Source organism: Lacticaseibacillus rhamnosus (genome assembly GCF_900636965.1).
GTDB classification, from domain to species: Bacteria; Bacillota; Bacilli; order Lactobacillales; family Lactobacillaceae; genus Lacticaseibacillus; species Lacticaseibacillus rhamnosus.
Genome location: NZ_LR134331.1, coordinates 259,359 through 281,070, shown reverse-complemented (window position 1 = coordinate 281,070; position 21,712 = coordinate 259,359). Strand labels below are relative to the sequence as shown.

At 47.9% G+C, this 21,712-nt stretch carries 19 protein-coding genes; 1 reads left to right on the top strand and 18 read right to left on the bottom strand.

The features are described 5' to 3' along the window. The 6 genes from EL173_RS01410 to gnd all read right to left on the bottom strand — a co-directional run bounded on the left by EL173_RS01410 (position 1) and on the right by gnd (position 6,827). Complete coding sequence (locus EL173_RS01410; protein ID WP_005685358.1) at positions 1-798, bottom strand: metal ABC transporter permease; 798 nt, start codon at positions 796-798, stop codon at positions 1-3. Then, positions 795-1,514, bottom strand: coding sequence for a metal ABC transporter ATP-binding protein (locus EL173_RS01405; protein ID WP_005685357.1), 720 nt, complete (start codon positions 1,512-1,514; stop codon positions 795-797). Before EL173_RS01405 ends, EL173_RS01410 begins: the two co-directional genes overlap by 4 nt. Before the next feature lie 164 nt (positions 1,515-1,678). Further along, complete coding sequence (locus EL173_RS01400) at positions 1,679-2,023, bottom strand: hypothetical protein (protein ID WP_005690011.1); 345 nt, start codon at positions 2,021-2,023, stop codon at positions 1,679-1,681. 132 nt (positions 2,024-2,155) lie between these two features. Further along, the gene (locus EL173_RS01395; RefSeq protein WP_005690013.1) at positions 2,156-3,508 is read right to left on the bottom strand and encodes a gluconate:H+ symporter; all 1,353 of its coding nucleotides are present in this window, start codon (positions 3,506-3,508) and stop codon (positions 2,156-2,158) included. A gap of 576 nt (positions 3,509-4,084) precedes the next feature. Further along, positions 4,085-5,653 (bottom strand): gluconokinase, encoded by a 1,569-nt coding sequence (gntK, locus tag EL173_RS01375; RefSeq protein ID WP_005685346.1) that lies wholly within the window; start codon positions 5,651-5,653, stop codon positions 4,085-4,087. Between the two features lie 181 nt (positions 5,654-5,834). Beyond that, positions 5,835-6,827, bottom strand: a complete 993-nt coding sequence (gnd, locus tag EL173_RS01370) for a phosphogluconate dehydrogenase (NAD(+)-dependent, decarboxylating) (protein ID WP_005690016.1) — start codon at positions 6,825-6,827, stop codon at positions 5,835-5,837. Between the two features lie 198 nt (positions 6,828-7,025). On the opposite strand from gnd, the gene EL173_RS01365 reads away from it, so the two are divergent. Beyond that, positions 7,026-7,868 carry a MurR/RpiR family transcriptional regulator gene (locus EL173_RS01365; protein WP_005690017.1) on the top strand — a complete coding sequence of 281 codons (843 nt, stop codon included), beginning with the start codon at positions 7,026-7,028 and terminating at the stop codon, positions 7,866-7,868. 130 nt (positions 7,869-7,998) lie between these two features. On the opposite strand, the gene EL173_RS01360 is transcribed toward EL173_RS01365, so the two are convergent. The 12 genes from EL173_RS01360 to EL173_RS01300 form a co-directional block, all read right to left on the bottom strand. Continuing rightward, positions 7,999-8,871, bottom strand: coding sequence for a sugar phosphate isomerase/epimerase family protein (locus EL173_RS01360; protein ID WP_005690018.1), 873 nt, complete (start codon positions 8,869-8,871; stop codon positions 7,999-8,001). Continuing rightward, positions 8,868-9,755, bottom strand: a complete 888-nt coding sequence (locus tag EL173_RS01355) for a TIM barrel protein (protein WP_005690019.1) — start codon at positions 9,753-9,755, stop codon at positions 8,868-8,870. Before EL173_RS01355 ends, EL173_RS01360 begins: the two co-directional genes overlap by 4 nt. A 269-nt stretch (positions 9,756-10,024) precedes the next feature. Next, positions 10,025-10,414, bottom strand: a complete 390-nt coding sequence (locus EL173_RS01350) for a tautomerase family protein (RefSeq protein WP_005685340.1) — start codon at positions 10,412-10,414, stop codon at positions 10,025-10,027. A gap of 96 nt (positions 10,415-10,510) precedes the next feature. Continuing rightward, positions 10,511-11,383, bottom strand: coding sequence for a class II fructose-bisphosphate aldolase (locus EL173_RS01345; protein WP_005690021.1), 873 nt, complete (start codon positions 11,381-11,383; stop codon positions 10,511-10,513). Positions 11,384-11,412: 29 nt separating this feature from the next. Continuing rightward, complete coding sequence (gene iolE, locus EL173_RS01340; RefSeq protein ID WP_014571062.1) at positions 11,413-12,309, bottom strand: myo-inosose-2 dehydratase; 897 nt, start codon at positions 12,307-12,309, stop codon at positions 11,413-11,415. A gap of 1 nt (position 12,310) precedes the next feature. Beyond that, positions 12,311-13,363: an inositol 2-dehydrogenase gene (gene iolG, locus EL173_RS01335; RefSeq protein ID WP_005690025.1), complete on the bottom strand. Its 1,053-nt coding sequence runs from the start codon at positions 13,361-13,363 to the stop codon at positions 12,311-12,313. Between the two features lie 40 nt (positions 13,364-13,403). After that, positions 13,404-14,444, bottom strand: a complete 1,041-nt coding sequence (locus EL173_RS01330; protein ID WP_005690027.1) for a Gfo/Idh/MocA family protein — start codon at positions 14,442-14,444, stop codon at positions 13,404-13,406. Positions 14,445-14,474: 30 nt separating this feature from the next. Next, positions 14,475-16,436 (bottom strand): 3D-(3,5/4)-trihydroxycyclohexane-1,2-dione acylhydrolase (decyclizing), encoded by a 1,962-nt coding sequence (gene iolD, locus EL173_RS01325; protein WP_005690029.1) that lies wholly within the window; start codon positions 16,434-16,436, stop codon positions 14,475-14,477. A gap of 1 nt (position 16,437) precedes the next feature. Further along, positions 16,438-17,412 carry a 5-dehydro-2-deoxygluconokinase gene (gene iolC / locus EL173_RS01320; RefSeq protein WP_005690031.1) on the bottom strand — a complete coding sequence of 325 codons (975 nt, stop codon included), beginning with the start codon at positions 17,410-17,412 and terminating at the stop codon, positions 16,438-16,440. 49 nt (positions 17,413-17,461) lie between these two features. After that, positions 17,462-18,277 (bottom strand): 5-deoxy-glucuronate isomerase, encoded by an 816-nt coding sequence (gene iolB / locus EL173_RS01315; RefSeq protein ID WP_014571061.1) that lies wholly within the window; start codon positions 18,275-18,277, stop codon positions 17,462-17,464. Positions 18,278-18,310: 33 nt separating this feature from the next. Next, positions 18,311-19,786 (bottom strand): CoA-acylating methylmalonate-semialdehyde dehydrogenase, encoded by a 1,476-nt coding sequence (locus EL173_RS01310; RefSeq protein WP_005690034.1) that lies wholly within the window; start codon positions 19,784-19,786, stop codon positions 18,311-18,313. Between the two features lie 393 nt (positions 19,787-20,179). After that, a complete protein-coding gene (locus EL173_RS01300) occupies positions 20,180-21,667 on the bottom strand; it encodes a sugar porter family MFS transporter (RefSeq protein ID WP_005690036.1) in 1,488 nt (495 codons plus the stop codon). Positions 21,668-21,712: the final 45 nt, after the last annotated feature.

The window sequence follows — 21,712 nt, the reverse complement described above, 5'->3', positions numbered from 1 at the left end:
TTAGTTTGTCTTTTGGTGATACCACAATGCCAAAAAGTAAAAACCAAACTCAATCGCAGCAATGAAGAACGTAACCGGCCAGTTTGTCAAAAAGCCAAGGTAAAGGCCGCTCCAGACACCGATCAATGCGGTCACAACCGAGATGACAATCATCTGCGGCAACGTTTTGCCCAGATACTTGGCAACATTCGGCGGTAAGGTCAAAAGGATGAACACAAGCAAGCTGCCGACAATCTGGGCGCCAATTGATACCGAAACTGCCAGAATAAGTAGGAAATAAATCGAGATATACTTACTCTTCAACCCCTGTGCGGCAGAACCGACCGAATCAAACGAATCAAATGCCAACCGCCGATAACCAAAATACAAGGTGAACAACACCCCCGCGGCTAATGCAACCAGCTGCCACACGTCACCCTGGGAAATACCAATAATACTGCCGAATAAAATCGTTGTGGCATAACTGGCATTCGCACTCGAAAGTGATAAGAACAGAATACCTAAACCGATAAACAAGCTAGAAACCGCACTGATCGATGCTTCCCGACGCGAGGCTTGAACCGACATGCGCCCAACGCTGATACTGCTGATCGCGGTAAAGAGCAGCATCCCGTCCAATGGCCTAATGCCGGCAAACACCGCAAACGCAGCCCCGGCAAAACCAACCTCAGACAAAGTGTGCGCCAAAAAGGACATGTTACGCGCCACCACAAAGACCCCGACAATCCCCGTTGTAATCGCAATAAAGGTGCTGGCCATAAAAGCATTTTGCATAAAAGCATAGGCAAATAGATTCATGCGATCACCCCGCGATTCTCGGCATCGTTGCGTAACTCTTCCGGCATTGAAGCCAAATTCATTTCCGCAGTCGGCTTCATTTCGTAACTGTCCCCCGTCAGCAATAAATACTGGTTGGTATATTGCTTGGCTAAACTGAGATCATGGGTGACAAACAGGACCGTTAATTTTTGGGTTTGGTTAAGCTCTTGTACCAAGTCCATTAACTCGTGCTTCGTATTAACATCTAAGCTAGCAGTCGATTCATCAAGAATCAGAAAATTAGGCTCATCTAACAGCGCCTGAGCTAAGTACGCCTTTTGCTTTTCGCCACCACTCGCCATGCCCAGCCGTGTATTCGCGATCTGAGTTAAATGTGTCGCCTCAATCACCCGAGCTAAAGCCGCCTTTTCCTTGGCAGTATGCCAGAAAAAAAGGTGATCCAACTGGCGCAACTGAATAAAACTACGGATCGACAGCGGATACTCGGCATCCACATTTCGAAACTGCGGCACATATCCCAATCGAACTGAAGGTTGCTTACGAAAACGGATGGTCCCGGCTTGCGGCTTCAACTGGCCCATCAACAGGCGAATCAAAGTCGTTTTACCCACCCCGTTCGGCCCGACCAAGCTCGTCATGGAGCCAACATCCAAATGAAAACTCAAATCCTGATAAAGCTGCTGATCCCGGAACCCGAAACGAAGATGGTCCACGGTCAAAATTGGTTCACTCATAGCTGCCTCCCAATAGCAAACGGTAACGATTACGATTTACTATTGTACCGAAGTTTTCATGAAAAGACCAGTGCTATTTAGATCACACGAAAGCCGGTATCCGTGGATGATCGGTATACGAGCAGCCATGAGTGTGAAATCACGCCTCTGTGACCACCCGCAGATCAGTCCTTTTCCGCAGCTTTGAGTGGATTGGCCGCACTGAAGTCAATTCGGATCGTTTTAGGCTTGTCCTTGACCACTAAGATATAGCCATGACCTAAGAATGGCTTGTCGCCTTTGTAAGTGAGCGGAAACTCCTGCGCCGGTGCCAAATTGCCCTGAATAATCATCGCATACATTTCGTCATCGGTATAATCATCGGAAAAAGCAATCGCAACCGGCGCCGTCACAATCTGTTTGGCCTTACGCATCACCGCAATGACATCAAAAATCTGATTTGTCACTTCTTCAGGAAAAATCTTGGCAACATCTTCGGCAACGCGCCGTTTTTTGGTTGGTTCGTACATAATTTTATAATCTCCGTTTCTGTATCTATAGATGGCGTAAGTTTATCATATTGAACGAATCATCGCGACCACTACCACCATTATATTCACGCAAAAAGGCCGACTCTATGCCGACCTTCTACTCCCTATTATTTAAACAAACAAGCTTAACAACAACACCCCGCCGAGACCGACTACTGAGATAATCGTTTCCAGCAATGTCCATGTCAACAACGTTTGCTTGATAGTCAGATCAAAATATTCACGGAACATCCAGAATCCGGCATCATTCACGTGACTGGCAGCTAACGAACCGGCACCGATTGCCAACACCATTAATGCCGGTTGAATGCCTGCGCTTTGCATCAGCGGCAGCACTAGTCCGGAAGCGGTCATTGCAGCTACGGTTGCCGAGCCAAGGGCAATCCGAAGTACAACCGCAATTAGCCATCCGAGTATTAATGGTGAAATTGATGACCCGACGAAAAGATTTTTCACGGAATCACCAACGCCACCATCTATTAGAACCTGTTTGAAGGCACCGCCACCACCAATGACCAGTAGCAACATCGCAATCGACTTCACTGCCTCTTCAAGTGTGGTCATGATGTCTTTAGCCGGTAACTGACGCGCATAACCCATTGCCCACATCGCAAACAGAAGCGAAATCAACATGGCAATGCTTGGCGAACCAATAAAGGCAATCACATTATCCATGCCTGACGGGGTCTTTGGCATTTTGCCACCGTGAATCACTAATTCATAAATCGTTGCAATTGCCATTAAAATGACTGGAAACAACGAGGTCAAAACCGAGATCCCAAAGCCCGGGGTTTCTTCCAGTTTAAAGGACTTTTGCGGGCCTAATGCTTTTAAATTACCGCGCCGTTCAAACGCATCAGGAACAAACCGATGCGCGAGTTTTGAAAATAATGGACCAGCAATGTAAACAGTCGGAATCGCTACGATAACTCCATATGCCAGCACCAAACCGGCAGACGCTCCTAGTGCTGTGGAAATTGCTGTTGGCGCCGGATGTGGCGGCAAGAATCCGTGGGTGACCGATAACGCCGCCGCCATCGGAATGCCAAGTGTCAGAATCGGGACTCCTGCTTCAGCCGCAATCGCAAACACGATCGGCACTAACAAGACAATCCCCACTTCAAAGAATAACGCGATCCCGATAATGAATGACGCCAAAACAACAGCCAGCTGTAACCCCCGTCGACCAAATGCGTTAATCAGGGTATGGGCAATCCGATACGCACCCCCGGCATCAGCCACCAACCGGCCAAGCATTGCCCCAAACCCAAAGACAAGTGCCAACTCGCCAAGCTGTGACCCAATGCCGGTTTGTATACTCGTAGCAATCTTAGCCGGCGCCATCCCCAAACCAAGTGCGACAACAACTGCAGTAATAATCAGGGAAACATACGTATTAAACTTAAATTTGATGATGAGTACCAATAACAACAAAATACCTAGTATCAAGACAAGCAAGTCCATTTAATTTCCTCCTCAGGATTTAGTGAGCGCGAGCCGGCGCGGTTAGGGATCGGAGTGTAAGTGGCCTTGGGCGTGATGGCCCGGGCTTGGCCATTGCGACCAAGGTTCTTACACGCAGATCCCTGCGCCGGGGAGCGCGTTATGAGCGCGAGCCGGCGCGGTTAGAAGTCGGAGTGTAAGTGGCCTCAGGCGTGATGGCCGGGCTTTGGCCATTGCGCCTGAGGTCCTTACACGCAGACTTTTGCGCCGGGGAGCGTGTTATGAGCGCGAGCCGGTGCGGTTAGGGATCGGAGTGTAAGTGGCCTTGGGCGTGATGGCCTGGGCTTGGCCATTGCGACCAAGGTTCTTACACGCAGATCCCTGCGCTAGGGAGCGCGTTAATATGAGCGCGAGCCAACCAAAATCTCGCATCCCGGCAACCGAAACCGCTTACAATACCACTTATAAAAAACGGCAGCCGCGTCTAAACTCAAAATGCGTCTGTCGACCTAACCGTTCATCATTTAGTGTTTTAAAACCGGTCACCTAATAATTGCAAGACATAAACACAAACTGTCCACTCTTTAAACTTAAAGCCTAATCCTGCGCCTGATTGCGTGCCGCCGGATCAGGATGCGCCCGCTGATAATCCGCAATGGCTTGATATTCGCTACCCAATTTGCGTGTCAAACGAATCCAAATTGGCAATAACGCTCGATACGCCGCGAAATTCGCTTCGTTAGGTTCATGGGTATTCGTCACCCCGATCATATCCTTAACTGCACTAAGGTCATCAATCAAACCCAACGACTTCATCCCGATGACGACCGCCCCTAGCGCTGAGCTTTCGAAACTTTCCGGAATATTGACTTCCTGCTCAAAGACATCAGCAAGCATTTGGCGCCACAACGCGCTGCGGGCAAACCCGCCAGTTGCCTGAATTGCCCGGGGTTTTCCGGTGATACCTTCAATCATGAGCATGACCATATACAGGTTATAAACAATGCCCTCCAGTGCTGCCCGAACCATGTGTGCGCGCGTATGCTGACGGGTTAAGCCGAAGAAGCTCCCGCGGGCGTTTGCATCCCAAATCGGTGCACGTTCGCCGCCAAGGTACGGGTGGAATAATAAGCCATCTGCCCCGGCAGGAATCTTGCTCGCGATTTCCGTCAAGATCTCATAAGAATCAACCTTCAATTGTTCGGCGGTCAACTTTTCCGGAGCAAAAAGTTGATCGCGAACCCATCGAAATACAATCCCGCCATTATTAACGGGACCCCCAACGACCCACTGATTAGGCGCGAGGTAATACGTGAACAAACGCCCTTGTGGATCGACAACAGGTTTGTCCGTCACAACCCGCACTGCGCCTGAGGTCCCAATCGTCACTGCAAGGACACCTGGATCAATGGCCCCTACACCCAGATTGCTCAAGGTACCATCACTCGCGCCGAGAATAAACGGCGTCTGATCGTCAATACCGGTCACCGCAGCATAATTGGCATTCAAACCGGTTAGTTGATAGCTGGTATCCACAAGCTCAGGCAACTGATCGCGGCGAACTTTGGCAACACTCAACGCCTGATCGTCCCAGTCCATCGTATGAATATTAAACAGCCCAGTCGCATTAGCAAGCGAGTAATCCTGAACATAGCGGCCAAAGAAACGGAATAAAATATAATCTTTAATGCCAATAAAATGGGTCGCCCGCGCCATTAACTCCGGATGCGCATCATTCAACCACAATAACTTAACCAACGGCGACATCGGGTGAGTCGGTACGCCGGTAGCCTTAAACAACGTCATCCCTAAATCACTTTGTTTCAGTTTGGTCGCATACGCCGCAGCCCGATTATCCGCCCAGGTAATGACCCGCGTCATCGGCTTATCATGTTCATCCATCAAGATTAAACTATGCATGGCCGCAGAAAATGAGACACCACCTAGTTCGCCAGGTTGAACATTGCCACGATGCATGACCTCGGTTAAACCACCAACCGTTGCGGCAAAAATTTCTTCTGGGTCTTCCTCCGCCATGTCCGGCGTATCCTGATACAACGGATATGGGTTATTAGCAGTCGCAATGGCGTTGCCTTTTAGATCAAATAAAACAACTTTAGTGCTGGTGGTGCCTAAATCAACCCCGATCATGTATTTGACCGTCATCATCATCTTCTCCTTTTTCAATCTGTATCCGCCAGCGTCAAACCTTCGCGTCACATGCCGAAACACTTCAAACAGCTTTTACCTGATCCGTTTTTGCGATATGAAGTTTCAGCGGCAATGATCGTAGCCGTCCATTCTCCAAAACGTTGCTCTCATCCAGCACCATAACGCATAGATCGGCTCAGTGACGTTGAGTTGTGGGATCAACTGCATGCCCACCAAACTGATTACGCAATGCGGCTACGACTTTACCGGTCATTGTATCGGCCTCTTCTGATCGATAACGCATCATGAGCGCGCTGGCAATAACCGGTGTAGCAACGTGCAAACGTAACGCTTCTTCAACTGTCCAGGCACCTTCACCGGAACTATGCATAATCCCTTGAATTTTCGCCAAGTCAGCATCTTCACTAAAGGCGTCACCGGCCAGTTCCATCAACCAGCTGCGAATCACGGAACCATGATTCCACATTTTGGCAACCGCCGCATTGTCATAGGCATAGGGACTGTGGGCTAAGACATCAAAGCCTTCGCCGATTGCCTGCATCATTCCATATTCAATCCCGTTATGCACCATTTTCAAATAATGACCTGAGCCAACCGGACCGGTGTAGAGATACCCGCCTGGAGCTGCGATGGCTTTAAAAAGCGGCTCGATCTGAGCAAACTGTTCTTCATCACCACCGATCATGAAGTTACCATTTGCGCGGGCTCCAGCCATGCCGCCTGAAGTGCCGACATCGAAAAAGTGAATGCCTTCCGCCGCTAACAACTTACCATGCGCAATTGAATCCTGATAATAAGAATTCCCGCCATCAATGACCACATCGCCGGGACTCAGTAGCTTAGCCAGCTGCTGAATCGTTGCCGCGGTTGGTTTGCCAGCTGGTACCATACTCCAAATAATCCGCGGTGAGGCCAAGCTCATTACCAAGGCATCCAGACTTGCAACCGCCTTAACCTGATACTTACCAACTTCCGTGCGCGCCTGATCATTCAAATCAAACGCCACAACCTCAATATCATGATCGCGCATATTTGCAACCAGATTCATTCCCATTTTGCCTAAACCAACCATACCTACTTGCATGTTTGCAACCTCCTGTGCGTGCGCGTGAGCCGGCGTGGCTACCACGCGAGCATCAATCAATCTCTGTACCAATGAATCTACCATTATTTAACTTCTGTGCATCTTCAAGACACCGCCGATTCATCTTAGATAGCAACAACGAATCATTCTTCCTGGAAGCCATCTTTCTTGATTACGGTGCCATTGTATGTAAAATAATTACAAAAATAAAGCAATTTGTTCGTAAATAATTTTCAATTCAAACGAATGATGCTATAATAATCTTGAAATGGAGGGGGCAACATGCACGACTTTCTGGTCCAATTGCAGATTTATAAACCGAATCTAAGTCGCCAAGAAAAAAAACTGGCTGATTATTTGCAGCAGCACCCTGATCGTGCGAGCCACGCGAATATTGCGGAACTAAGCGCCATCACCGGTGTCAGTACGGCCACAATTTCGCGTTTTGCCAAGGCCCTAGGGTATCCAAGTTTTCAAGCCTTGAAAATGGCACTGGTCCAATCAACACCTGAACCAGATCACACGCTGTTTGCTGAGCTTAGTCCCGCTGATTCGGTCGAAACGCTGGCTCATAAGATCTTCACCTCCAATATAGATGCATTACGTACCACGCTGACAAATTTAGACTCGGCTGCTTTAACCAAAGCGGTCGACTGGATCACCCATGCAAATCAGTTAGGCCTTTTTGGATTGGGCGCCAGCAATCTCGTGGCCTTGGATGGTTATCACAAGTTTTTACGAACCGCTATTCCGGTCGTTTACGCGGCGGATTACCATATGCAACTGATGGCTGCAACACATCTTACTGCTGCCGATGCGATGATTTTGACTTCCCACTCCGGCAAAGACAAAGATGCAATCGCTTTGGCCGAACTAGCAAAAAAGCAAAACGTTCCCTTAATCGTCATCACCGGCGCTCCCGGCTCACACTTAGCCAAAATGGCCGATGCCGCCTTTGTTGCCGTGGCTGAAGAATCCCGCTATCGCACCGAAGCCCTTCACGCCTTGATCGCCGAGCTCAGTCTTATGGACACTTTGTTCATGATCAGCGCGATTCAAACCAACAGTCAAACTGCACCGCTTTTCCGTCGCGTCAGATCCACCATTGACGCAACCCGGCAGTAACAATAGGGACAACATCGTATTAACCAAAGACATCATTTTAAGTATACAAAAACGGCAGCTCGGATTTCTTTTTCGAGGTGCCGTTTTTCAGAAAAAAGCTAAACCTGATTCAATTGCCGCGACAGGCTCGTCACGTTTTCAATAAATGCAAACCAGACTGAATTGATTGTAAGGTGACGTCATTTGACCAATCAACGCGATCAGGCCACGCAAACACATTGTTGGTGATGATCCCGTCAAAATGGCGCTCATTCAACACCTGATAAAGCGTTGTAAAATCGACTTCTCCTCCCCCTGGGTTCAAGTGTTGGTGAATCGTTACCGGAGCCCCAGGCGGATTGATAATATACCGCAAGCTGAAATTACCTTTATGGTTAAATGTATCCGCGATTAAAACATGGGTAATCCGCTCCCCCGACTCAGCAAACTGCTGACGAATATCTCCACGCCCGTCGTCCATATAAAATGCGTGCGCGCTACACCAAACCTGATGCACCCAATCCAAATCCAATGAACGAATCAAGCGTGTGGCAGCGAGATTAGATTCGATGAAGTCATTGGGATGCGGTTGAATTTCCAGCTCAATATTATTTTTTTCAAACACCGGCGCTAATTCTGCCATGGACTTATACCACTGTCCCTGAGAAACAAGCGGCTGAAACTTATCGCCAGCAAATTCAGTATTCAAAACCGGCACCTCAAGCTCTGCGGTAATTTCAATCGTACGTTTCAAATTGCGAACCGCAAACTCGCGCTCCTGTTCATCAGGAGAAGACCATTGCTGTACCGGCAGTACCGACGAAATTTTCACGCCGGCATCCTTAGCGTACTTTTTTACCTGCTTAATTAGCGTGTGATCGGCTACTGGGTGCTCATAGAACCAAATAAAATCGCGGCGTGGCGACAATTCAACATACTCATAACCTAACCGCGCAACCTCATCAAACATTTGCTTCAAGGTCATTGAGTCGCGGAACATAGAAGGATCATAGGCTAACTTCATGGTTGCGTCACCTCCGTACTAAACACTGCAGTTGGCTGATTCAACCGTTCAATACTTGCTAATATCTGCTGAGTAAGTTGCTGGTTGGTTTCGGCTGCCAACCGGCTTGAAAATGGCTCAAATGAATAATGGCCCCGATAACCCATTGCCTCAAACAAATGAACCTGCTCAATATTTTGCATGATATCGCGTTCGGTAATCAGAATCCGATCTTCATCCACAACTTCTCGCAATGCGTGGATCGGCTCAATTCCCGACAGATGAATTAATCCCACGCGGTTAATATCAACACCTGCTTTGAATTGTTCGGCTGTTAGATGTGCCAAGAAGAAATGAAACGTATCAATCGTCAGCTTAAACTCGGTCCGGCCAGATAAATTAATGGCATCCAGCGCTGTCCACGGATACCGCATTGTGCTGGCCCTAAAGCCCAACGGTTCAATGAATCCCGTCAAATGGTAAGCAGCCAGAATGTCCCCAAACACCTGTAAACTGCTAACGGTATCATCAAGTCGCTGTTGCTCGGTTCGCTTGTCCCGTGCGTTAACTTCCGGTACAAAGATAATCGCCTGATTGCCAATTTGCGCCGACAATTCCGCCAGCTTGGTCAAAAGATCGCGATTTTTGCTTAATTTGGCTGGATTATTGAATTGCTGAATCGCATTAATCGTTAAAATCTGCATGTCGTATTTTTGCTTTAACGTCTGAAATTCTGCAACCTGCATGCCATCAATGACAGTCTCTGAGCCATCAGAAGTGGTCATATCATTGCGTAACTCGACTTGATGAATGCCAGCAGCTTCGGCTAATTGAAAAAATTTCGCCAGTGGCCGCTGCTGAGCAATTTTTCGATTCAAAGCCATTTGTGTCAGTTCTATCCCCATCACGACTCCCCCACTTCTCTTCGCCTACCCAAACAATCTGCGACTTAGTGTGAACGCAATTGTGGCGTCAACTAAAGCAGTTGCCCGCCACCGATACAGACGCCTCGGTGCAGCAACCTGCACATATACGAACTTTGAGCACCATGACCAAACGCCCCTATGCTCCCGTTTCTGACCACACCGACTCGCGTTCACAAAAATGCCTTGGTCGATTCCTCTGGCAAAGTTCCAGAAGCGGCCAAGGCATCCTGCTTTACTTGATATTCTCTTTATAAACTGCCATCCAAAAATTGGGCTTTGCCTTGGCCAAAACTCCAGCCTTGATCATGATTAAACGAAACATTGACCATGAGATCGTTCTTATCCACTAATCCTGCTTCGGATAAGCGCCTTGCCAAACTTTCATAAAACTGCTCTAATTGGTGAACCGTACGAACGCGACTCACTAACGAAATCACAACCACCTGATCCGTTCGTGGTATGCCCAACCCGGTATCCTCAACCACCATTTCATATGGCTCATGTTGGTGGACAATTTGATAACGATCACGCTCGGGTACCTCAAACGCTGCAACCATCACTTCATGGGTTATTTGCAAAATAGCTTTAATAGTCTCGGGTGACCGCCCTTTTAACATGTCAAATCGAACTAATGGCATCGTTTCCCCTCCTCATACGCAGCGGTAACTGACAATCAGTATTCTTATTAGACTATGACCGACATGAGCCAGTTCAATCGCCATGCGACCGGACAATTATTCAAAGGTCACTGAGCGTTTACTCTTTCCCAGAATATGAAATGCCTTCATCTTACTTTCAACTAATTGCGCAATCGCCTTTTTGCCTGCCAAAAGAATCGGTTGCGGATCATGACCGGAACGTTTGACTTGCACCGCTTTTGTGATAGCTGCAGTCCATACCGTGTTCACTTCTGTATTGATATTGATCTTAGCCGTTCCGGTTTGGATCGCCTGTTGAATCTGATCATCAGGAATGCCAGATGCACCATGCAAAACGAGTGGTAACTTGGTAGCGGCGGCAATAGCAGCCATCCGTTCAAAGTTCAGATTCGGACGGCCCACATAATCGCCATGAACCGATCCCAGTGCTGCAGCTAGGGCATCGATCCCGGTTGCGGCCATTTTAACGGCATCGGTGACACTAGCATAACGGATACCATTGATTAAGCCATTTTCATTGCCACCGACACTGCCGACTTCTGCTTCAACCGAAACATGATGCTGGTGCGCATAACGAACTACTTCGTCGGTTAAAGCCACGTTTTCTTCAATGGGCAGCTTAGAGCCATCAAACATAACGGACGTATATCCCGCATCAATAGCCTGATAAACATGCTCAACTGACAGGCCGTGGTCCAGATGCAATACGACCGGTACGGTGATATGCAATGCCTGCACCATAAAGCGTACATAGCTAGCAATGAAATCGAATCCGCCAAGAAAATCAATAATTCGATCAGAGGTAGCAACAATAATCGGCGTTCCGGTTTTCTGCGCAACTTTAAGATACGTTTCCAACCAATCGGCACCATTAATATTAAAGTGACCGATTGCTGCGTGATCTGCCAGTGCAGCTTGAATCAGTTTTGTTGCCGGTATCAACGCCATAAAACCATATCCCTTCTCGAACAGAACCCTTAAACTGCTTGGGGAATCGTCATGATCGTATCTAGATAATGCTTAGCCTTTAGCGCATATTCAAACGGATTTGCTTTTGCTGGATCTTGTTCAGCTTCAACCACAATCCAGCCGTCATAGTGTTGCTTTTGAATGGCTTCCCAAATCGGCTTGAAGTCAATCATGCCATCGCCAGGCACGGTAAACATGCCATTTTTAACGCCTTGAAGGAAGCTTAAGTGGTCAGTACGTTCTTGCTGGGCTTGTTCAGGACGAACATCCTTGAAGTGAATATGCTTAATCCGATCATGGTAGCGATCAAAAATTGTTAATGGGTCCTCACCAGATAGAACCAAATGTCCGGTATCAAACAAAAGAGACACTTTATCCGGATCCGTCATGGCCATTAATTTATCAATTTCTGCCGTTGTTTGAACTCCGGTGCCCATATGATGATGGTAAACAATCTGCATCCCGACTTCATGGGCGCGATCCCCCAACCGTTCCAAACTAGTGGCCAAGCGTTGCCACTCTTCATCGGTAAAATGCGGTTTATCATCAAAGACCGACTTATCCAACATGCCTTGAACACTATGGCCTTGTTCTGCTACCACGATTACCTTGGCTCCCATGGCGTGTAGAAAATCACGATGCTTGATAAACGCTGCTTCGGTTTCTTCATAGGGCTTGGTCGTTAAAAAGGCGCTAAACCAGGCACTGGCAATTTTCAGATGTCGCAGGTCCAAGTAATGCTTTAAAACCACTGGATCTTTAGGATATTTATTCCCAACTTCCGTTCCTTGATACCCTGCCAGCGCCATCTCATCAATGGCCTGTTCGAAAGTCACTTCTTTGCCCAAGTCAGGCATATCATCATTCGTCCAGCCAATCGGGGCAATTCCTAATGCAATCGTCACTTTAAGCACCTACCTTTTTATCAACATCGGTCACCTTGACAATATCGTTCTTTTCGTACGCGCGTTGCAGTGCCAGCGCGGCTTTGGTCCCTTGAAGGCCATCTTCCGCCGTAATGCCGACTGTCTCACCAGTTAAAATACTGTCGACAAAAGCCTGTTCTTCACTTAAGAATGCCTGGGCAAAACGCTCTGGGAAGTTTTGTGAGGTTGGCCGAATGATGCCTTCTTCATTCATGACCGTCACCAGATTCTTCTCAGGCACTTGCGCAACCCGCAGCATGCCCTTGGTTCCGATAATCTCCGTTTCGACATGATAGCCATGAGCAGCGTTGCGTCCGGCTACTAAGATCGCCATCGTCTTATCCTCAAGTTGCATCAGTGCAGCACCTGTCTCAAGCTCGCCTGCCTGATCCAAAACCGGATAGGCGCGATTTAAGCCGATAGCCCAGACTTTATCAATTTCCTTACCGGTCAACCAGCGAATAACGTCAATATCATGAATCGACATATCCAGGAACAAGCCACCGCTATTGGCTGAAGTTGCGAACTTGACAAAACTTTCCATCCCGGCTGCAGGGTCAATACTGTAACTGCGAATAAGGGTGATATCACCAATTTTGCCTGCATCAACTAATTGCTTGGCATAAACATATGAATCATCAAAGCGCCGCATAAATCCAAGTTGGAATTTTAACTCCGGGTGATCGGCAATCACTGCCTGAGTGTGTTTAATGGCATCCAGATCTAATCCAATCGGCTTTTCACTGAAAACATGCTTGCCTGCTTGCATGGCACTTTCTATTTGCGGCAAATGAAACCCAGACGGTGACACGATAAAGACGGCGTCAATATCGGCATGTTGAACCATGTCATCAAAGTCTTCATAGGTTTCTTCAACTCCGAGTTCTTGACGTGCCCAGGCTAACTCCTCCGGTACCACACTCGTTGCCGCTTGCAACTTAGCATGTGGAATCTTCGTGGCGAGATTGGTTGCATGGATTTTACCAAGTCGTCCTAACCCCACAATGCCAATTTTAACTTCCCTTTGAACCATCGCGTTTTCCCCCTCTTTTTTACATTGCTTGACTAGATGGCTAAGCCTTTACCGGTTGATTCGTTTGATAAAATGTTGGCGTCTCGGCAACATTGATCAAAACCGGTTCTTGATCCTTTTGCGAACGAATCGCGGCCTCGGCCGTCACCGCTGCAACATACCCATCCCAGGCACTCGGGCCGACCGGTGATTGATCCTTAGCCACGTGATCGATAAATTCCTGAACTTCGGTGTTGTATGCTTGCAAGAAGCGGTTTACCCAACTTGTTTCCATAGCGGTTTGCTGAGTTGCTTGGGTGCGAACGATTGGCTCGAATCCGTAATCCGGTAGCTTTAATTCTCCGGTTTCGCCGACAACTTCGAGTTTGACTTCATAACCGTACTGCGCCGTCACATGAACCAACACTTGAATGACCGTTCCTTTTTTGGTGGTCAATGTGGCTAATTGCGGATCCCGCAACCCTTCATTGGTCACCTGACTTGACTGGCGCGGATAGGTGATTTGAATCGATGCATAATCATCATCAAGTAACCAATGCATTTCATCGATTTCATGAATCAATGTATCCGTAATGGCCATTTCATTTGAATAATTGGCCGCAACATTAGGATTAATATGACTGGCGCGCACAACCAACGGCGTTCCGATGATGCCCGAATCCAGCTTAGTCTTCAAGGCATGGATGCCCTCATCATACCGGCGCATAAAGCCTACTTGAATGACTTTTCGCGGTTTGCTTATTTCCTTATCCACGATCCGTTTAGCTCCCTCAAGGGTCGTTGCCAACGGTTTTTCGGTGAAAATGAATTTATCGGTGTCTAAGGCTTTGAGAATAGTCGCCTCATGTGCACCGCCAAAACTAACAACAAAAACGGCATCAATGTCCGGATCCTTTAACAAACTCGTGTCATCCGGATAAACCTTTGCGTTAAGCTTAAAATCCCGAACAGCGGCTTGGGCAGCTTCTTGATCAATATCCGTGACGGCAATGACTTCAGCTCCGGTTAAAACATTGGTTAGCCGATCAATGTGTGCGCGTCCCATTGCGCCTGTACCGATAACCCCAACTTTGACAACCATGTCAATCGCTCCTTTGTATTGTTGTTTTCCTCAGTATTTAAATGCCTGATCAATACCTGTCTGAATGTCTTGATACGCTTTTTGGACGTTTGGATTGTCGGATACTTCGGAAACCCCGACTCGCCACCAACTTTGGCCGTATCCTTGTGTCATCGTTTTAGGCAGCACTTTGATATCAATTAATGTCGAAACTGTTTGCTTCTTGGCATCCTCCAAGGCAGCGACTAAACTGTCACGATCATTGACGTGATAAGTTTTAGCCCCATATCCTTCCGCAATTTTGGCAAAATCGATTGTTAAGATATCATGGTCGGCAGTTCTAAATTCGGTTCGATAGCTATTGCTGCCTTGAGCCATTTGTAAGTTATTGATGGAAGCAAATCCGGAATTATCAAAGACTAAAATGTTGATCTTCTTATGATATTGCAGCGCGGTGACAAGTTCTGAATGCAACATGATGAAGCTGCCGTCACCAACCAAGGCATAACTTTCTTTATCCGGTTGTGCCAACTTAATCCCCAATGCTGCCGGAACCTCGTAACCCATCATGGAATACCCATATTCCATGTGATAGGTATTGGGCACAATTGGATCCCAGATTCGTTGAACATCCCCTGGTAACGATCCCGCTGCAGCAACAATAATGCTATCCGGCGCAATCGTGTCATTCACAGCAATAACCGCTTCCGTCTGAGTGAAATGGGTTTGTAACTTCTCGGCATACTCAGCTAATGTCGCCGCACTGAATTGACCCTTAACCTCAGGCGTATAATCTGGCGCATCATAGTTTGTATGGGCCAAACGCTGCCGTTCCTGTTGCCAAGCAGCTTTGAGGTCTGCGAGGTTGGTAAAGTCACTTTGATATCCAGACAATTCACTAGTCAGTTGGCTCAGTGTATCCCGGACATCTGCCACAATCGGAAAGCCGTCAAACTTATACGACTGCATGCGATTCAAATTAATGTTAAGCACGCGGGTTTTCTCCGGATGAATAGCCGTCTTGGAAGCTGTTGTAAAGTCTGTGTAGCGAGTTCCAGCACCAATAATGAGATCAGCTTTTGCGACCACTTCATTAGCCGCTGTTGTTCCTAGAATCCCGGTACCGCCCATATTATTGGCAAACGTTGCCGAAATAGTGGACTTGCCAGTTGGTGTTTCAACAATCGGAATATTTAGCTTATCCGAGAAAGCTTCAATCGCCGAACCGGCTTCACTGAACTTGGCGCCACCACCCACAATTAAGACAGGATAGCGACTGGCCTTAACAAGTTGAACCGCTTCCGTTAATTCCGCCGCACTCGGTTGAATCCGCTTGATCACATGCACGCGCTTATTGAAGAAACTACGCGGATAATCATAAGCTTCACCCTCGGTATCTTGTGGCAACGCAATCGTGACCGGGCCTGCTGTTTCAGGATTTGTCAGCACTTCAAAGGCTTTTAAAAGTGCGCTCATCAGCTGCTCGGGCCGTTCGATGCGATCCCAGTACCGCGACACCGGCTTCAACGCATCGTTCGTGGTAGTAGTTGCGCTGCTGTCCACTTCAATTTGCTGCAAAACCGGATCCGGCTGACGTGTGGCAAATGTATCCGCGGGCAAAAAGAGAATCGGAATGTTGTTCACGTATGCATTTCCCGCCGCCGTGACAAAGTTAGCCGAACCCGGACCTGCCGAAGCAGTCACCGCAAAAATCTTATGGCGATACAACTGACGGCTATAGGCAATCGCAGTACTGGCCATTCCTTGTTCGTTATGCCCTTGATAAACCTTTAAGTGCCCCGGGTCTTCCTGCAAGGCTTCCCCCAAACCCAGTACATTGCCATGGCCAAAAATTGCAAAGATCCCTTCGACAAACGGGGTGACCTCACCATCAACATCAAGATATTGTTGGTTTAAAAAGCGCACGAGGGCCTGCGCGGTTGTCAATCGAACGGTATCGGCCGCGGCCGGTTTTGCTTCTCCTCCCTGCGCCTTCAACTCCATTGCGCTCATCCTAATGCACCTCCTGCCTCTCTGCTTCGTGAATAAATGCCGTGAGTTTCGCCAAATCCGGCATCGCTTCTGAAGAACTTAACTGACTAATCACAATAGACGCTGCAGCACTGCCATACTTCAAGGCAGTTTCTATTCCCAAGTCGTGGCTGTAAGCATATAGGAACCCGGCAGCAAATGAATCGCCAGCGCCGAAACTCTTAAGAACCTTCGTCTTGAAAACTCCAAAGTGATAATGATCGCCGGCTTTTGTATACGCATTTGACCCCTGAACGCCGCTTTTGATCACGATTAGCTTAGGATCGTATTGGAAAAGTGTCGCAATTGTCTGCTCGTCCGTGTTGCCGTGATGATTTTCCAGAACATCAAATTCGTCACGCGTGCCAATAATCACATCTGCACGCTGGGCAACTAATTGATAATAAAGACTCGTTTCTTCGGCATTTTTCCAGGTATACGGGCGATAATCCAGTTCAAACACCACTTCCACTCCAAGTGATTTTGCAACTGTGAGTGCCTTTAAAATCGCCTCTCGCGACGGGCTTTGGGCTAATCCGGTCCCGGAAATCACCAACATCTTGGCTTGCGCTAAATATTCTTCTGAAACATCAGCCGTTGTCAGATATAAATCGGCGGCTTCATTTCGATACATCAAAATATCGCTTTCTTCAGGACTAATGATTTCAGTAAACGTTAAGCCAATTTTGTGGCCCGCATCATCCTTGACCATTTGCGTTGTGTCAATGCCTACGTCTGCCATGTATTGCGTCACATAATGACCCAGCTGATCATCGGACACCTTCCCGATGAATCCTACTTTTTGGCCTAATTTGGCTGACCCGATTGCAATATTTGCCGGCGATCCGCCAACAAATTTTGCAAAGCTCTTGGTTTCTTCTAAAGGTCGATTATATTCAACCGCATTTAAATCAACTGCTGCTCGACCAATAGCAATCAAATCGAATTTTTGTGACATTTAAAATGTCCCCCCCTCGTCAACTTAGCTGCAAAGCTATCCTTTTTCATTACTTTCGATCAATAATCCAGGCATGTTCTGGCGCATTGTGAAAATGCCAAACTCGTGTCGGTCCCGCCATAATGTTGAGGTAATAACTGTCATACCCATCCGGTACACCAACAGGATGATAGCCTTTAGGAACAATCACAACGTCTTGGTTTTGCACTGTCATCGTCTCGTTAAGCGATAAATCATCGGTATACACGCGCTGAAAAACAAATCCTTGCTTCGGCTGCATTTCGTGATAATAGATTTCTTCCAACAGCGATTCTGTCGGTAAATTATCGTGATCATGTCGATGTGGCGGGTAACTGGACCAATTTCCGGAGTCCGTGTAAACCTCGACCAGCAATAACTTATCCGCAAATGGGAGATCATCCGGCAAGATGTTTTGAACCAGACGTTTATTCTGATACCTGCCGCGATGTTCGATTTGATGAATATCGCCCTTAATCAACCGAACCGGAAATGAAGTCGTGGTCGGCGAATATGCAATCAGAACCTTCGCGGCAGTTTGTGCGGCAAGCTTAAAGGATAAGTCCGTTCCAACATAAACACTGTCTGTCGGAATTTTGTCAAAGACTGATTGCCGTTGACCGATACCTTCAAAGCGCTGATCACCGACAGTGACGGTCACCTTACCCGCCAGAATAACAATACCGGCCTCGAAGTTACCTAAAGTCTCGGCAAATGAACGTTGCGCATCAAGCTCCAAGACTTTCACTGCGGTGTATTTCATGGGAGAATTCGTTGCATTGACGTCTTGAATCAAATGAACGCCCGGCTGTATTTCCTGATTTTGCTTTGGATACAACAAGCTCATCGTTAATGCCTCCTCGTCAAGCATCTGGAATTTCTAATTAAAACGATGCTGGTCATATCTTGCCGTCACAACCTTCTTATGCGTGTAGAAGTCCACACTATCCTTGCCGTTAGCGTGTAAGGTGCCAAAGAATGAATGTTTCCAGCCAGAAAATGGGAAGACAGCAATCGGTGCCGGAACGCCCAAGTTAATGCCCAGCATGCCCGCATCAATATTTTCTCTGAAGTAGCGAATAGATGCGGCCGAATCCGTAAACAGGCAAGCGCCATTGGCTAGCTCGGACTGATTGGCAATGGCAACCGCTTCCGGTAAATCTTTTGCACGCATCACGGACAGTACCGGGGCAAACATCTCATCGTGCCAAATGGTCATGTCGGTTTTGACATCTTCAAAAATAGTTGGCCCAACGAAATAACCATCACGCTTCTCGGCTTCTGCTGACCCGTCTAAGACCAGCTTGGCGCCTTCCTTAACCCCGGTCTTGATATAGTTCAACGTCCGTTCCTGATTCTCCTGACGAATCACTGGTCCAAGGAAAACATCTTTATCCAGACCATTACCGATTTTGATGTCTTTAGCTGCCTGCGTAAATTTCGCCATAAACTTGTCAGCGATGCTTTCTTCCAGTACCAAAACCGATGTCGCCATGCAGCGTTCGCCGGCGGATCCAAATGACGAACTGATAATGCCTTTAACTGCAGCATCGAGATCAGCATCGGCTAAAACGATCGTGTGATTCTTAGCGCCAGTTAATGCCTGAACGCGCTTCAAATGGTCACTGCCGCGCTTATAAACATATTCGCCAACCCGTTCGGATCCCACGAAACTAATTGCCTTGACATCGGGATGATCCAACAGACCGTTGACGACATCAACCGCCCCGTTGACGATGTTCAAAACACCATCGGGCAGACCAGCTTCTTGGAATAACTCAACCAGACGCTGGCTGGTAAGCGGTGTCTTTTCTGACGGTTTCAACACAAACGTATTACCTGTTGCAACCGCCATCGGGAACATCCAACACGGAACCATCATCGGAAAATTAAACGGGGTAATCCCGCCAACAACACCGATTGGATAACGATAATTCGTGGCCTCAACATCAGTCGCAACCGCCGAGAGCGAATCCCCCATCATCAGAGTCGGCACGCCTGCCGCGAACTCAACATTTTCAATCCCGCGCCCAACTTCGGCAATCGCTTCACTGAGACTTTTACCATTTTCCTGCGTGACAATACGTCCCAACTCTTCTTGATGCTCCACCAGCAGCTGTTGATATTTGAAAAGAATCTTGGCACGTTTAGGAATCGACACCCGTTTCCACGTTTCAAACGCTGCTTTGGCCGCTGCAACTGCATCTGCCACATCCTCGCTAGTCGAATGCGGCACCCGTGCCAAAACCTCTCCCGTCGCCGGATTATAAACATCTTCAAAAGTATCGGTCTTAGCATCAACCCATTGACCATTAATAAAATTCTTCAAGGTCTTAACTGCTTGTTGCGTTGTCATGAAAACAAACCCCTTTCGTATAGTGAGCGCGAGCCGGCGCGGTTAGAAGTCGGAGTGTAAGTGGCCTTAAGCGTGATGGCCGGGCTTTGGCCATTGCGCTTAAGGTCCTTACATGCAGACTTCTGCGCCGGGGAGCGCGTTATGAGCGTGAGCCAGCGCGCTTAGAAGTCGGAGTGTAAGTGGCCTCAGACGTGATGGCCGCCCTTTGGCCATTGCGGCTGAGGTCCTTACACGCAGCGAACGCGTTATGAGCGCGAGCCGGTGCGGTTAGGAACCGGAGTGTATGCGCCCCAGAGTCCTCACGCTGGCTCCATCACCCGTTTACACACGCCCCTGTCCAACTCAAGAATGGTATGAAGCGCTTACATTTTCAAATAAATTGACTTAAGAAACTTAATTCTTATTAATCTTGCTCTTTTCAGGAAACTTATCGTCAAACTTGTTGTCCAATTCGATTTCTTCCAATGTTCTGCCTGCTGTTTCCGGTGCAAACTTCCAAGCAAAAATCAGTGAAATAATATTGGCTCCGACAAATACAAGGAACGTGTTCGACATGCCTATACTTGCCAACATGACTGGGAAGAAATATCCGACAAAGAAATTACCGATCCACAAGAAGAAGGTGGCAAAACCCATACCTAAGCCGCGGATACGTGCTGGATAAATTTCGGACAGCAGTAACCAGGTGAGCGGACCCAATGCTCCTTGGAAGAAAGCCAGATAGATGACGGTCAATAATATCGTGAAGTACGGTAACATTGGACTGCCCGCGAGAAAATGACTCGTCAACGTGATGCCGATCAACGAGAATAAGGTCCCCATAATCCCAGTCAGCAACATTGGCCGACGTTTGTACTTACCCATGAGATGCATTGTCACAATCGTTGCGACCACTGAAGTTACACCGTTTAAAATATTGGCAATCAAAGCGGCATTTTGGCCAAATCCGGTTGTCTGTAGGATCGTGGTGCCATAATACATCATGACGTTGATACCGACGATCTGCTGCATAATCCCCAAGCCAATGCCGATTAAAACAAGTCGTCTAATCCATCTAATCTTTAAATCCTTAATCGAGGCACTTTGCACTTCTTGTTCCGATTTTAAGGAAATTCGAATTTTTTCCATTTCGTCTTGCGCTTGGTCTTCTGTCCGAATTTGCCGCAACACCGTTAACGCCTGATCCAATTTGCCATTAGCGGCTAACCAGCGCGGCGATTCCGGAACAAAATTCATCCCAATCCACAAAATAACTGCGGGCACCGTTGCCAAAACAAGCATCCACCGCCAAATGCCGGGAATGTGACCTAACGTTGTCCCCAAAATCGCGTTAAACACAAACGCCAACAACTGCCCAGAAACAATCATGAACTCGTTTTGTGTGACGATTCGTCCGCGAAGATTCGACGGTGCGACTTCAGCTAGAAATGTTGGCACAATAACCGAAGCACCGCCCACCGCTAAGCCCAAGACGAAGCGAACGGACGCCAAGATTGGTGCGGTCGGTGATAATGCTGAGGCGATGGTCGAAACGACGAACAAGATAGCAAGTCCGGTAATGACCTTGTGCCGCCCACGCCGATCCGAAATGCGCCCGGTCAAAACAGCACCAAAGGCCGCCCCCAATGTTAACGAGCTGGCCACTAAGCCCTCCATGGAAGGCGACATATTCAGTTCGCCTGCTCTGGTCATAAACGGTAACGCGCCGTTGATAACCCCAGTGTCATATCCAAAAAGCATCCCGCCAAATGTTGCGATAATCGAGATAACCCGCAAACGACGACGAGCCGATTTTGGCAATTTTTCGGATTTAACCCCCAAATCCGGCTGGGGAGCCAGTGCAGCATCGCCTTTGTTAGTAACAACCCCTGCTTTACGCATGCTATTAACCTCCAAACTTTCAAGAGTCTTTCCACGTATCGGTTA